This is a genomic window from Rhizobium sp. 10N427 (genome assembly GCF_056394605.1).
In genome coordinates, this window is record NZ_JBFTID010000006.1 from 354,778 (window position 1) to 368,807 (window position 14,030).

A 14,030-nucleotide genomic window follows, 5' to 3' on the forward strand; every position below is an offset into this window, starting at 1 on the left:
CCATTGGAGGAGGAAACAGCATGACATCCCAACTTATTCGATCGCTTCTTGTCGCGTCGTGCCTGGTTGCGCCGTTTGCCGCAGCGCAGGCCGCCGAATGCGCCAAGGAGCCAGTGACCGTCGGCTTCCTGCCGAAGCTCGATACAGATCCCTATTTCCAGGTCGCCCAGACCGGTGCCGAAGAGGCGGCCAAGGAGATCGGTGGCAAGGCGGTCAAGCAGGCGCCGTCGCAAGCGACCGCTGAGGCCCAGATCGACTTCATTAATAATCTGGTTTCCCAGAAGGTTGGTGTGATCGCAATCTCTGCCAATGACGCGAATGCGGTCGCACCGGCATTGCGTCGCGCCGAAAAGCAGGGCGTCAAGGTCGTCTCATACGATTCAGACGTTTCGCAGGCAGCAAGAACACTCTTCCTGAACCAGGCCGCCGGCGACAGCCTGGCGGAGATGATGCTGGAATCGATGGGTCAGATGATCAACTACGACGGAGAGTTTGCAATCCTGTCATCGACGCCGACAGCAACCAACCAGAACGCCTGGATCGACTTCATGAAGAAGCGCATGGCGGGCGACAAGAAATACGAGAAGATGAAGCTGGTCCAGGTCGCCTACGGCCAGGAAAGCGAGCAGGTCAACCAGCAACAGGCGCTAGCGCTTGCACAGGCCTTTCCCAACCTGAAAGGTATCATCATTCCCGCTGGCATAGGCCTGCCCGCAGCCGCACGCGCCATGGATCAGGCGGGCCTACTTGGCAAGGTCAAGCTGACGGGATTGGCACCGGCGACGCTCATCAAGAAATACATCCAGAACGGATCGGTCCAGGACATCTGGTGGAACGTCAAGGATCTCGGCTACCTGACCTATTACGCAGCGCAGGCGGTGGCGTCTTGCAAGGTGACGGGCAAGGAGGGCGAGAGCTTCGAGGCCGGACGCCTGGGGTCCTACAAGGTCGGTGCGAAGGGCGAAGTGCTTCTTGGGCCAGCCGAGATCGTCACCCCGAAGAACGTCGATGAATTCAAGTTCTGAAGCCTGACGGGTGGAGCGCGCTACCAGCGCTCCACCTCCAACAAAAATCGGAGAACGAAATGAAGCCGGTCCTTCTCGCTGGCGAGACTTTCCACGTGACCTCATTTGCGTCGAAAGGCTATGAGGTCAGCGCGTCAGCTCGCTTTTCCAATGGAGGACTTCGCTGGATCGAAGCCCTGACAAGACATGGGTTTGACGTGACCCAGATCGGTGGAGAGCGGTGCGAAAGCGAGTTCCCCACGACAAAAGAGCAGCTTTCGGAATACGCAGCCGTCGTCCTTTCGGACGTCGGGGCGCTCTCGTTGCTCTATACGCCGGAGACCAGGAAAGGCCGCCGCTCGGTCAATCGCCTCGAGCTGCTGCGCCAGTGGGTTCTGGAGGGCGGGTCGTTGATGATGGCGGGAGGCTATTGCAGTTTTCAGGGGATCGACGGACTAGCTCTGTTTCATGATACGGCCGTGGACGATGCGCTTCCCGTCAAGATCTATGCCGGACCGGATGGCCTCGAGGCGCCTGAGGGTTTGGATCCCCGCATCACGGAGCCAGAACACCCAATCCTGCGTGGCATCACAACGCCGATACCCTACCTTTTGGGCATGAACAGGGTGGCAGAACGCCCGCAAGATGGTTCAACGACCCTTGTTCATTGTGACCGGCGCGGAGAAGGGCTGCCTCTTTTGGCTGTCCGGGACTTTGGCAAAGGCCGATCACTGGCGTGGATGAGCGATATCGGTCCTCATTGGCTATCGACAGAGTTTATGGAATGGGACGGGTATGACGTGCTGATGGCGAACATGGTCAGATGGCTTGTGCGCCAGATCTGACGGGGCGCTTTCATAAACGCCAGGGCAGTGGTGTGATCTAGTATCGCCACTGTCTGGCCGTTTCCAATGCGGTCGAGCACCATCGCGGGTGTTGCCATCCTGCTACTGCAAGAGGCGATCACTTCTGGCCTCTTCCGGCTTCAGCGAATCTTGGATCCGAACATGATTGAACATCGGCGCGCTGCAGCCGCCAAAGCATTGGCGAGGGCTGCCAGCATCGGCATAGCAGTTGACAGCGATCCGAAATTTGCCGAACTCGTTGAGGAGTGGATCGCCGGTCACATCACGATGCGGGAGGCGCGGGCTCAGTACATTGCCCATATTCGCGAGCGCGAGGGCGCTCGTGGGGACTGGCGCGCGCTTTCGATCCAGTCCTCGAATGCACAGACCAAATCGCGGCTGCGGCCGGCCGGCTAAATGCCGCAAGTGAGAGCCACTTTTCCTGGATAGGCTGTGTCAGGTGCTCCAAGACCTAGAGGTCGCTGACGTCCCGGACAAAGCCGTCGGCGTCGAGGTCGGCAGCCGCAAGCTCGGCACCCACGATGTAACTGTGCCCATGGAGCCTGGCACACTGGTGATCAGCGGCAGGTGGCACAGCTGATGCGACGCCGAGAAATGGAACTCCTTGGTGATCCGGTGCACCAGCGCACCTCTTCCACGGAGTAACGCCTGACCGCTTCGGACCAGAAGTTCGGGTCCTTCTTGTTCAATAGTGTCGATGTGCCCGGCGAGATGACGCGCCGCTCGACACAGGTGCCAGTGTCGCGCTTCACGGGATTTGACATCAGCGTGCACAGAGAATCAATTAGTTAGAGGGTCTTCGCGACACAAAACCTGACACAAGTGATCATGACACACCAACTTGGCGAGGTTATTGACTTAGCTAAGGCCTGCGGCTCCAGCGTCCATCGATATCGGTTCATCACAGGAGTGCAGTTCATGCCTTCAATTGGCGGTTTGTCGATCGCCGGAGCAACCCGAGATCAAGTGAGTGAAACCTATTGGTCGACAGGCGGCAGTGACGGGATTCCCTGGGAAGACCCGTTCAGGGTGAGTGACAGGCAATCCCTAGCGACTGCAACTGCCGCTGACGTTCAGTTAGTTCGATCCCAAGGGGTTGATATCCCTAGATTTTATGATCTAGCGTTTAATCAATCTGCCAGAGTTTCCCGGAAAGAAACTGCCTCGCTACTGATTGCGAAAATCAGCCCGGCAACCCTGTCCCCTCCAAGCCGCGCCGAAAATGCTGAATTTGCTCGGGCGTCTCCACGACCAGGCCTCGGCTCAGAAACTCGCTTATTGTCAGGTCCGGATACTCTTGGATCAAGCCTGCCGCATACGAAGACGCTTCGTCTACCCGACCCGCCATTGAGAGGCAGGCCAAGATCCTGGCTTTCGTATACTTTCCAGGATTGGGCAGTTGGTGTAACGCGGACATCGCGCCGAGATAATCATTTTTGAAATATAAAAGATTGCCGAGTACCGCATGATACCAATGCGGAGGGTAAGGGTTGAGACGCATACCTTCCTGGACCCAAGGCAAGGCCTCCTCGATGCGATTGCGGCGCGCGAGCAATCCACCGAGCTGCACCAGCGCGCTTGCATCACTAGGATTGAGTTTGCAGGCCAGACGGAATTCACGTTCTGAGTTCTCGAAGTCCTTCAGGTACAGATGGGCAAGCCCCAGGACTCGGTGGGCGCCGGACTCTCCCTCATCCAGTTTTATAGCGTGTCTCGCCAGGGCGACGCTGTCGTGAAGTACGTCGGCCGGAGCATTCGCGTACCCGCCAACGGCAATACGAGCAAGCGCAAGATAAGCATGCGCCAGCGCAAAACCACTGTCACCAATAACCGCCGCTTCGAACATCTCCACTGCCTTTTCATTGTCGTCGGGCTCATACCCTCTCAGGTGCACAAGGCCACGCAGGTAGAACTCATAGGCCGCGAGATTATCGGGAGGCCGCCGGGCGGATTCCCGATAGTCGGCACTTTCGATTTGGCCGACGAGGCTGGCGATGATCATCCTCACGATGTCGTCCTGGATGGCGAATACGTCGTCAGCCGTTTGGCGGTACTTTTCCGACCAAACCAGCCGTTCGGTATCGGATTGGACGATGCGCACGGATACGGCTAGCTCGGTGCCGATCCGACGGATGTCTCCGGAAACAAGATAGTTGGCACCGAGTTTGCGCCCAAGATTCTTCAGATCCTGAGGCTCGTCGCGAACGGCAAATGCGGACGATGCGGCAATCACAGAAAGACTTCTGAATCTTGCAAGCCCGGATATGACATCTTCGGTGAAACCATCGACTAGGAGTTCTTCAGTGTCGGCGCTCGCGCGCCGGAAGGGCAGGATCGCCACGACGCTGCGAAGTGAGCGCTCTCGGTCCGGCGCTTTCGGCCAGTGCCAGACCCGAACAGGATTAGGGATATTCTTGAGCTGGATTGCTCCACCGTCGACGAACTGCTCGCGCAGGTCTGCCGGAGATTCCAAATAGGCCGAATGCGAAATGCAGATTCCCCCAGATATGGCCCCGGCTTCCAGACGAGCAGCGATGTTAACACCATCTCCGAAGACGTCGTCGTCAACTGTCATCACGTCTGCAAAGTTGACGCCTATGCGGACTTTCAACGGCTTCATCCCGGGAGGCGTTGCCCCACTCGCGATCAGATGCTGGATCTGCAAAGCGATCGAGACTGCGGAACCTGCATCATCAAATGTTGCGAGCAGTCCGTCACCCATGAGCTTGATCGTACGTCCGCCGCCTGATGCGATGCGCGGGCTAAGGACTTCGGTATGCAGTAACCTGACGCTCGCAAGCGCGCCGACTTCATCGTCGGACATCATGCGTGAGTAGCCTACGACGTCGGCGGCGAATATGGCCATGGATCTTCTCGACGTCGGAGCAGGGGTCATGAGCGACCTTCCAGGATGGGCACGGTTTTCATTGCGTCGGGCTCTTCCTTCAGCACAATTAAGGCCGATAGGCAGCTCCCTGTCTAGGTACAAGCTACCGGACTATCAGACATTACAAGAAACTGCGATTTTAGGGGAGATTGACTTAGACTCCAGAGGCTAGAGCGGACCCACATGAGGGCTCGGCAATGGAGCTAGATCCTTTGATCGGCATCCATCCTGACGCGGTCGATACCTCCGACCCATCCTTTCCGGCCGCCCATTTGCTTCTCGGCGGACTGGATAGGTTGTACGGCCTTGCTCGTCACGGTTCGGCTCGACAGCTTGAACGAAAGCGTGACCGATGATGGCTCGGCCGTCGATAGCTCGCTACCAAGCGTCGAATCGGATCAGGACAGTCGAGCGGACCGGCGGACTCCGGGCTGACGTGGAGATCAGACTCAATTGGCAGCAACTCTATTGGCAAGGCTCGGTAATTTTTGCGGAGATTGACGGCGCTGAGGGAAAATGAGCGGCGACTGGAACCGATCTCTGGTTGACGCGTTTCAAATTCTCATCAACTGAAGCGAGACACATGATTCAGCGCAATCATATCAGCGCACGCCCGAGTTTCGACCTCCATGCCGGCGATGCAAATCTCCGCCGACGGCTTCAATCGTTGTATGGACCTGAAAATTCCAGTCACGATCCCTTCGCCGATCTTCTCTCACGAATCGATCGTGTCGAGGATAGGGGCAGAAAAACTGATTTAGAAATCGATACGGCAGACTTGCCGGAGCTTTCGTGAATTCTGGCCGCGCCTCACAGTTGCTATCCGGTCAGACGCCGGGGAAGTCCATGCGAGGCGCGCGGAACCCGTAGGTTCCGAAGACAACGGTGCGACCCGCAACTCGTTCCAGTGCCTCCGAAACTAAAGCTCACGTTACACCATGCTTTTCTCGGAACTTCGTTTAGCAGCTCCATCTTCAATGCGTTGAAGGAGTTGATCGTGACGACAGGCGCAGTGAATGGTTCAATTCCGGTGCGCTTGTGGGGACACGTTGATCCCCGTCGACGAAGCTGTGGCGTTCTGTCGAGGGGAACCATCGATGATCATAGAAGTTAGGTTCCGCTGCAAAGCTCAGCCAGTTGCGCAGCCGCCGAAAGGTGGAAGGCTCGTTTCTCAAGCCGGGGCGAGCCTTTAACGTTGTGCTCCTAAGGTCAGCCTCCGATGATTTGCTTGTATGACCAAGCAAAAGAAAGCCCCGCTTGAGGACGGGGCGAGTCGCGAGAGTGACATAGCTGGGATAGGAACATGCCAGCTCACCGTGAACGCGGCTGCGCCTGTGTTGGTTCCCCAAAAGTTTCTAGATCGAATCGCGCCAGAATTGGCTAAGGAACCGCAACCCGAACTGCGTCAGGGCGATGATAAGAGCGAGAACGCCCAAAACGTAAGGAATTCCCGTCAGGCTATAGAGGATGGCGATTTTCACTGCGATCGTGCCGGCGACCGCGCCAATCACGAGGCTGACCGCGCTAGGTATCTCGGGCTGTCCATCCATGACTAAGGCCATGCGTTGCGAGTGTTATGAGAATGCGCGCATTCAGTTAATTAGATGTTTCAAATATAATGCTAAGGCGATCCAAGCTGTCGTTTTTGGTGGCACAACGATGAAATCTGGGGATCCATTCCCATATCAATTGGATGGAGTACCTTGTGTCCGCGCGTGAACGTGAAGTCCTCGTCTTGATGTGCGACGGGAAGAGCGCGCAAGAAATCGCCGACATTCTTGGGATTTCGGTCCACACCGTGCGAACGCATATCGACAGGTTGAAGGAAACCTTTTCCGTCTACAAGGATACGGCGCTCGTAGCCGCGGCACTGCGAGCAGGGATCGTCTACTAACAAGCGGGTGTGGGGTTGCGTGACGTCGCATTCACATGCCGACACTCAAGCGGCTATCGCGCACCTCCTGCAGCGGGACCGTCATCCACTTTTCCTGCGACCTTTCAGGTCGGCTTCAACACTCTTCTTCAACGCATCCATGATGTTGATGACATTCGACGGCTTCTCCGACTTGTCCTTTTTGCTGTCGGTCTTCCGAGTGGGTTTCAACCCTTTCTTCTTCGAGGCGATAAGCTTCAGCAGACTTTCCTGTATTGGATCAGTCACCATCGAGGGCGACCATCTCTCCATCCGCGGCTTGATCATCTTCTTGATGACCTCGACGGTCTTAGGATCGGCTTTCTTCTCAATTTCCTGGAAGTACTCTCCCTCAGGACGGACCTCGTCGCCAAAACGGAGGGTCCAGACGACAATGCCCTTGCCGCGAGGCTCCAGAACGACGGCGCGTTCTCGCCTGCCGATGACAACCCTGGAGATACCGAGGACGTCGTCGGCTTCCATGGCATCCCGGATCACCGCAAACGCCTCATTCCCGATCTTGTCGTTCGGCATGAGATAGTGCGGCGTCTCCAGATACACCCACTCGATGCTTTCACGGGGAACGAACTTCTCGATATCGATTGTGCGAACCGTCTCCAGCTCGACTGATTCCAACTCGTCATCGGTGAGCAAAACATAATCGTTCTCGCCGCGTTCGTACCCCTTCGCCTCGTTCTCCTCCTTGACGGACTTTCCGGTCACCGAATCCACGAATTGTGACACGACACGGTTTCCGGTCTGTTTGTTGAGCGTATGGAAACGGACCTTCTCGCTATCGGAAGTCGCGGGGCTCATGGCGACAGGGCAGGTGACCAGCGAAAGTTTGAGATATCCTCTCCAGTATGGGCGACGCGGGGCCATGGGTGATCTTCCTCCTAGCTGGCTTTCTTCTGTGGGGTTTTGCCGTTCGATTTGTCCGCGACCGCCTTTTTGGACCTCCGGGCGTTGGCGTTGGCAGCCTTCTTAGGCTTGGCTTTTCCCATGCCGGCGCTTTCACGCAATGCCTTGAGAAGATCGTTTGGCTTGGAAACCTTGACGGGCTTCGGCTTGGGAAGCGTCTTGCCCTCGGCCTTTGCCTTCACCAGGTCTGCGAGCGCTTTCTCATATCGGTCCTCGAACTGGGCAGGGTCGAAATCGCCCTTCTTGGTGCTGATGATGTGTTTGGCGAGATCAAGCATTTCACCGTCGACCTTGATCGACGGCATTTCTTTGAATGCCTCTTCAGAGGAACGGACCTCGTAATCGAAATTGAGGGTGGTGGCGATCAGGCCCCGTCCGTGGGCTCGGATCAAAACAGTCCGCATCCGACGGAACAGAACAGTCCTCGCGATTGCCGTGACGCTCGCTTCCTTGAGCGCTTCACGAAGTCCGGCGAACACATCCTCAGAGACATCATCCGTAGGCACGAGATAATAGGGCTTGTCAAAATAGACATCGTCAATGTCGGAGCAGGGCAGGAAGGCTTCAATTTCCAGCATCTTGTCAGAATCCGGAATGACAGCCGTCACTTCTTCCGGGTCGATCATGATGTACTGGTTGTCTCCGACGTCGAAACCCTTGACCTGTTCGTCACGCTCAACAGTTTCTTCGGTTTCGCTGTCGATGAACTCCCGGCGGACCCGGTTACCCGTGGCCGCGTTCACGGTATGGAAGGTGATGCGATCCGACGTGGAAGCCGCCGTATAGAGACCGACACCACAGCTGAGCTCGCCGATCTTGATGTGACCCTTCCACTGAGCGCGATGAGCGGCCATGTCGTAACTCCCTCTGGAACCTTTTGCTCAACTCCCTGTTCATGCTTTCGTTCCTAGCCATGATCGAGGGGAAGAAATGTCGCGGCATCAAGAAGACAATGGCGAAGCTGGCAGAAGCGGTCCGATCCTGTTGAACGCGGTCGTGACCTGGTTTCGCGTCCACCAAGTTGCGTTCGACCACAAGGTGGCCGACGTTCTCTGTACAGCCGCTATCGCGCTGTACACCCTTGGTTTTGACGAACGGCAGATCACCGATCATTTGATCCAGAACTACAATGGACCGATGGCGACGAAGGCAACCGCTCCGTCATCGTCGGCATACCACTGAACGAAAGAGCGTCGTGGTCGCAAGTGCACTGTACGGCACCGGACGTAGCAACAATCGTCGGAACATCGTCGTTTGACCGGCATTACCCTTCCGAGATCGCGACCGTGTCAATCGGACGTGACGGGGATGGTGAACATGGGAATTTTTCCGATTTCTTCCTATGGCCAACGAAACGGCAGTCGAGCGCCCCACCCGTCCGGCGCGATTTCATCCCAACCAAGCGCGTCCGAACAGAACTTGGACATGCGCCTCTGGCGCATATGAAAGTGTGATTTCCATGGACGAACACGTATCGAAACGGCGACAGGCGAGTTCACAGCAGGCGCGTATCGACGCCCGAGAACAAACGGATCGCATTGCAATGCAGACGCTGGAAGAGGAGCGGCAGCTCCGCGCCATCAAGACCAAAAGACTGAGGCAGGCGAGGGAGGCGTTGGTCGAACGCGAGACCGCTCCCCGCGATGTGTCTGATTAAAGGCGCAGCTGTCGCGGCCCTGCACAAGACGCTCGCTGCACGGGTCCACCGCTGCGGCAATTTAACAGGAGAAATTCACATGCAGTTGCTCAATACGAATGTTGCCAAAACCACCGAGGGAACCCTGACTGTCGAATTTCACGGTGAGGGAAATGAGATGATCTCTGTCCGTATGGCTTCCGACGCGGCTGGAGATGAGAGCGCGGCGATATTGCGCGCGAAAGAGATGATGGTACAGATCACATCATTCGGTGTGGACGATCTTTCGCCGAGTGTTCCAGGCGAAGGAGTGAGTATCGACGACACGTTGGCTGGCGAGCTCGACGACCGGACTGAGGTGGTCTAGGTGCAGCTCGGTTTGACCTGATGCGCTGTAGAGCCTGCGTGGTGAGCCTGTCTCGTGAAAATTGGCAGTAGTCTCCCGGACCCCGGGTTTGAAGCGTCGCGGAATATCCGCACGCTTTGTGCAGCCATCTCGCCGAAGCAATGCGACCCACTGGACATCCAAGGGTCGAGACGAGAAGATTACAGCCAGATCAGGACTTGATGAATTTTCGTATCCGATTGGTGAGGGCGTTTTACTGATCAAAGATCTGATCAGAGCCGTACTTCGAATTCGGCGACGGACGACATCGGCTGGGTAAAGTCTTCCTGACGCTTACTATAAAGCATCTTGTCGAACCCAAACGCTGACACTTCCTCCGTTGGTTGGGAAATCGGCGCGACCGCTGTCATCAGTTGTTATCTCGCCTTCACGATGACCCAGAAAGTCAACAAAGGAGGTGCTCGAATGGCCTAGGCCAAGATCAACGGATATTTGTCCTTCCCCGCCATTGGACATAACAACCACGCAACCCGGCTCGCGCTCGGTTCCGTGACGGACGAAACCGATCACACGCGCGTCGTCGAAATGTTCACTCTGCGGGCCATTGCCGAACCGCTTGCGCGCTTCTACCAGCTTGGACAAGCACGTGATTGCCGGCATGTTCACCGTCTGCTGGCTGCCGTCTACGGCCTTGTCACTGTATTCCGCGCCATACAGATCCGGATAGAAAACGCAGGGCGTGCCGTGTTCGCGCAAAAGGATCAAGGCGTAGGCAAGGGGCTTGAACCAGGGCTCGACTGTCGCTTCCAGCGATTGCAGGGGCTGTGTGTCGTGATTATCGACGAGAGTGACGGCGTGGTCTGGAATTGAAGACACGAGCGATCCATCGAAGATAGTCCGCATGTCGAATTCTCCACCGGCCTTTGAGGCATCATGGAATCGGTGGTGGAGCGCAACGTCGAAAAGCATCAGTTGCTTGTCGACGAGTTCCAGATAGTTTGTAAGCGTCGTCATATCGGGGTGCCAGTATTCGGCGACGACGAATAGATCGGTCCCGACCGCGTCGCGCATATGGCCGACCCAATCCTTAAAAAACCACGCCGGGATGTGTTTCGCCGCATCCAGGCGAAATCCTGCAACAGGCACCTGCTCGGAGAACCAGCGTCCCCAATATTTCAGTTCTTCGTAGACCGCGTTATTACGGAACTCAACATCGGCTCCCATCAGGTAGTCGAAATTGCCAAGCTCGTCATCGACCTCATCGTTCCATTGACCTTCGCCATATTCGTTCATAAGCCGAAAGACGCCGGCCTCATCTGGCTGCTCAATCACGTCGACGCCGCTGAAGCACTGCTTGTCCCAGATGAATTCGGAGTACTTGCCAGCTCTGCCGGGGAAAGTGAACCGGGTGTAGGCGAGGGCCTTCAGGTCGTCGTCCTCGATCTGCGTTCGATCTTCGGAGTTCACGCGTCGCACGACCACGTTTTCCTTTTCGTCCGCTCCCATTTTGTGGTTCAGCACGACATCATGGATCGGCCGCAAGCCATGGTCGACAAGAGCCCTGCAAGCGTTCTCAAAGGCTGCCTTGACACCATATTTGGTGGTCACGCTGCCCTTCTGGTCAAATTCCCCGAGGTCGAAAAGATCGTAGGTGTCATATCCGACCGATGAGGCGCCAGACGCGCCTTTATAGGCGGGCGGCAACCACACGTCGGTGATTCCGATCTGTGAGAGGTAAGGAGCCTTTTCAGCTACCTCTTTCCAGAGGTGCCCATCTCCTGGAGAGTACCAATGAAAGAATTGGAAGAGGGTACGTTTGCTCATCAGGTTCCTGAAAATGGATGTTGCGACACGAGGCCGACTATCGGCTGTCTCGGGGGAGGCGGCTGTTTATCAGCAGCTCGTGAAGCGTTGCGAATTGCCCGAAAAGGGCCACAAGATCGCGTCTTTGCTTTTCGTCCAGATTGTACCGGTCAACAAAATCGTCGACTCGAAAAACCTGTCGGGCTCCGCTCTTTATCATTGATTTTGTTTGAAAATGGTTGCTCACATGAAGGCCCTCGCTAATCGCGCGGGAAGAATGCCCATCGTGAACATTTGTTCCAGGATCCACGCGATAAATAGCAGATGGGTCGAATGGAGCCGCCTTGGCCTGACGGCTAATTGACGCTATGGAATAAAGTGACCTTCGTGAACGTCCCTCTTGAGAGGTCTGTCATGGCTGGACCGCGCAGTCGAGGTCATCGGGAAGCCATTGTCCGACGAGCGAATTCTTAAGAGTTTGGCGAAGGCCGATATGCACGGCGAGTTGTCATCAAAGCGGTGCGGCTCAAGTGGGCCGCACCGACCATCACGCGACCACCCTTAGTTCAAGCTTCCACATGTTGCCTGCGGCCGCAGTGGACTCGTGGATTGCGATACCGTTTCCATCAATATCCATCTGCATCGTCGCAACGAGCCAGTCGGGCGGCATGATGCAGGTCTTCGGCGACCAAGACATCTATAAGTTCGGCTTCCGGGGAAAGACCGCCACGGGTTTGCCGGTCGTTTCGATCCGACGTCCAGAGGTATCTCTGCATCATCATGTTCAGTCCACATTTTAGTCGAGCGAGCTGACTAGTTGGGGGACGACGTGAAGTAAAGAACAAGTGCGTAGCGGACTGACCGAGTGGCCGGCTTTCTCATTCCTCGTTCAGAAATTCATAGACCGAAGCATTGTCCTGTTTCTCACGCAGGCCTTTGTACGACGCATGTCGAAGATGTCCGTCTGTGGTCCACCCCCTGAAGTCAATTTCTGCAATCAGTGTCGGCTGAGAGAAAACCAGTCGTTTTCCTTGCATTGGGACCGCCGGGCTCTTTGTTGCCAGCTTGTCGAGCATCCGCTTCAGATCGATGGCATCACGCTCTTTGAACCCTGTCCCGACGGAGCCAACGTACTTCCATTCATTCCCGTGGCGCGCCGCTAAGAGGAGGCTGCCAATTCCACCGCGCGCAACGCTGCTTTGCTCATACCCGACGACGATGAAGCTTTCGCTCTGGACACATTTGATCTTGAGCCAATCGCCAGTTCGCCCAGATCGGTATTTGCTCTCCCGATTCTTGGCAATGATGCCTTCCAGGCCGTGTGAGCGGGCCGTTTCGAGGAGCGTGTCGCCATCACCATCGACCTCTTCAGAGAGCTGTATTGCACCCGTCGCCCCGTCGAGGAAATCCGTGAGCAAGTGACGACGAACCGACAGCTCGGTGTTTGTCAGCAGGTGACCGTCAAAGTATAGAAGGTCGAAGGCGAAAAAGACCGCTTCCGTCGAGACCCGTTTACCGCCCCGACCGCCGAGGGATCGCTGCAATGCGCTGAAGTCCGAGCGACCCCGGTTGTCGAGCACGACGGCCTCGCCATCCAGTATCGCCGACCCGACACCCAAGTCTCTTGCCGCCTCGGCGATCGTGGGAAATCGAGACGTCCAGTCATGGCCACCGCGCGTCAGAATGCGAATGCCGTTAGGCTCGATATGGACCGCTACCCTGTAGCCATCGAATTTGACCTCGAACGTCCAGTCAGAGCCGCTGGGTGCCTTCGACCGAAGCAAGGCGAGGGCTGGCTCGATTCGATCGGGGATCGCATCGAATGGCAAATTTGGTTGAGCAGGGTCTCGCGTTTTCCGGGGAGCCGACTTTGCAATTTGGTCGTCTCGCAACAATGGTTTGGATCGACTACGCATAAGATCGGGCCCTTATCGAAAGCTCGGGATTGCCTCTTCAATTCTGGACTCAATCGTTTCGCAACCGATTCGTTCCTCTTCGGGAATTCTGCGTCTAAGGAAAGTCATGACTGACGTATTGGCTTATGAGACGGGTGCGTTAAATTGGGAATGGGCTTGATGACTGATCCTCTTCGTCATCCTGTCCGCTCCTATGCTCATTCCTGAGCATCACGTTTGGCGCCACCTCCACGGCGCTATTTTTTTGCCTGGATTTCTTGACGCGCCGCAAAGCGCCGCTAGTTCCATAGAAGAACGTATCCAGCTTTAACCCAAGCACGCAACGTTCACCGCTGACCTCCCTTAGATCAGCAAAGGAAAACCCTCACAGTGGCTGTGAGGGTTTTTCTGCGTTTATCGAAATGGAAGGCCGCCTCTCAAGCCTGTCTAGCGTGAGACGAACTGCTAAATCACGTTTCGGGCGGATGTGGGTTTGAACCGCTCGGCATTGTCGTCTGGACGTCTGTGACCTGGACGATTCAGGCCTCGGGCGCGATCTATGTCCTCACCGCAGTTGCCGACGCGACCACCGAGTCTAGATTGCAGGGCCGACTAGCGATCGGAACCCTCAAGCAACCTTGCTGGCCAACGTCTCTGCAATTTCAGCAGCTTCCAACCTGGCAGACGTCTTGTAAGGGTAGTGTTTCCAGCACCAGTAGTTTTGCTGCGCACCTTTGCCAAAACCGAACCCTGCCCAATC

General features: G+C 56.3%; 14 protein-coding genes and 1 pseudogene. 7 read left to right on the forward strand and 8 right to left on the reverse strand.

Features of this window, described 5'->3' with window-relative positions:
- The first annotated feature begins 20 nt into the window (after positions 1-20).
- From AC1DIJ_RS16025 to AC1DIJ_RS16035, 3 genes are all read left to right on the forward strand, one after another.
- Positions 21-1,025, forward strand: a complete 1,005-nt coding sequence (locus AC1DIJ_RS16025) for a rhamnose ABC transporter substrate-binding protein (protein ID WP_442208203.1) — start codon at positions 21-23, stop codon at positions 1,023-1,025.
- A 59-nt stretch (positions 1,026-1,084) separates the two neighbouring features.
- Complete coding sequence (locus AC1DIJ_RS16030) at positions 1,085-1,849, forward strand: glutamine amidotransferase (protein ID WP_112389203.1); 765 nt, start codon at positions 1,085-1,087, stop codon at positions 1,847-1,849.
- Positions 1,850-1,915: 66 nt separating this feature from the next.
- Positions 1,916-2,266: a hypothetical protein gene (locus tag AC1DIJ_RS16035; protein ID WP_112389202.1), complete on the forward strand. Its 351-nt coding sequence runs from the start codon at positions 1,916-1,918 to the stop codon at positions 2,264-2,266.
- A gap of 58 nt (positions 2,267-2,324) precedes the next feature.
- On the opposite strand, the pseudogene AC1DIJ_RS16040 reads toward AC1DIJ_RS16035, so the two are convergent.
- From AC1DIJ_RS16040 to AC1DIJ_RS16050, 3 genes and pseudogenes are all read right to left on the reverse strand, one after another.
- A pseudogene (locus tag AC1DIJ_RS16040) lies at positions 2,325-2,491 on the reverse strand (6-pyruvoyl trahydropterin synthase family protein); the annotation flags it as partial.
- Positions 2,492-3,053: 562 nt separating this feature from the next.
- The gene (locus tag AC1DIJ_RS16045; RefSeq protein ID WP_477831462.1) at positions 3,054-4,736 is read right to left on the reverse strand and encodes an adenylate/guanylate cyclase domain-containing protein; all 1,683 of its coding nucleotides are present in this window, start codon (positions 4,734-4,736) and stop codon (positions 3,054-3,056) included.
- A gap of 1,376 nt (positions 4,737-6,112) precedes the next feature.
- The gene (locus AC1DIJ_RS16050; protein ID WP_148194367.1) at positions 6,113-6,307 is read right to left on the reverse strand and encodes a DUF2254 domain-containing protein; all 195 of its coding nucleotides are present in this window, start codon (positions 6,305-6,307) and stop codon (positions 6,113-6,115) included.
- 155 nt (positions 6,308-6,462) lie between these two features.
- On the opposite strand from AC1DIJ_RS16050, the gene AC1DIJ_RS16055 reads away from it, so the two are divergent.
- Entirely contained in the window at positions 6,463-6,651 is a 189-nt protein-coding gene (locus AC1DIJ_RS16055; RefSeq protein ID WP_310295588.1) for a response regulator transcription factor, read from the forward strand.
- 81 nt (positions 6,652-6,732) lie between these two features.
- Here the strand turns inward: AC1DIJ_RS16055 and ku (AC1DIJ_RS16060) are convergent, their stop codons facing one another.
- Positions 6,733-7,551: a non-homologous end joining protein Ku gene (gene ku / locus AC1DIJ_RS16060; RefSeq protein WP_112389198.1), complete on the reverse strand. Its 819-nt coding sequence runs from the start codon at positions 7,549-7,551 to the stop codon at positions 6,733-6,735.
- Positions 7,552-7,565: 14 nt separating this feature from the next.
- Positions 7,566-8,444 carry a non-homologous end joining protein Ku gene (ku, locus tag AC1DIJ_RS16065; RefSeq protein WP_112389197.1) on the reverse strand — a complete coding sequence of 293 codons (879 nt, stop codon included), beginning with the start codon at positions 8,442-8,444 and terminating at the stop codon, positions 7,566-7,568.
- 76 nt (positions 8,445-8,520) lie between these two features.
- Here ku (AC1DIJ_RS16065) and AC1DIJ_RS16070 point away from each other — a divergent pair, with 76 nt between their 5' ends.
- The 3 genes from AC1DIJ_RS16070 (at position 8,521) to AC1DIJ_RS16080 (ending at position 9,593) form a co-directional block, all read left to right on the forward strand.
- Complete coding sequence (locus tag AC1DIJ_RS16070; protein ID WP_112389196.1) at positions 8,521-8,772, forward strand: hypothetical protein; 252 nt, start codon at positions 8,521-8,523, stop codon at positions 8,770-8,772.
- Between the two features lie 277 nt (positions 8,773-9,049).
- Positions 9,050-9,247, forward strand: a complete 198-nt coding sequence (locus AC1DIJ_RS16075) for a hypothetical protein (protein WP_112389195.1) — start codon at positions 9,050-9,052, stop codon at positions 9,245-9,247.
- A gap of 79 nt (positions 9,248-9,326) precedes the next feature.
- Entirely contained in the window at positions 9,327-9,593 is a 267-nt protein-coding gene (locus AC1DIJ_RS16080) for a hypothetical protein (protein ID WP_112389194.1), read from the forward strand.
- A 315-nt stretch (positions 9,594-9,908) separates the two neighbouring features.
- On the opposite strand, the gene amyA is transcribed toward AC1DIJ_RS16080, so the two are convergent.
- From amyA to ligD, 3 genes are all read right to left on the reverse strand, one after another.
- Complete coding sequence (gene amyA, locus AC1DIJ_RS16085) at positions 9,909-11,396, reverse strand: alpha-amylase (protein ID WP_112389193.1); 1,488 nt, start codon at positions 11,394-11,396, stop codon at positions 9,909-9,911.
- Positions 11,397-11,922: 526 nt separating this feature from the next.
- The gene (locus AC1DIJ_RS16090) at positions 11,923-12,072 is read right to left on the reverse strand and encodes a hypothetical protein (protein ID WP_162706021.1); all 150 of its coding nucleotides are present in this window, start codon (positions 12,070-12,072) and stop codon (positions 11,923-11,925) included.
- A gap of 181 nt (positions 12,073-12,253) precedes the next feature.
- Positions 12,254-13,291, reverse strand: coding sequence for a non-homologous end-joining DNA ligase (ligD, locus tag AC1DIJ_RS16095; protein WP_112389191.1), 1,038 nt, complete (start codon positions 13,289-13,291; stop codon positions 12,254-12,256).
- Positions 13,292-14,030 lie beyond the last annotated feature (739 nt).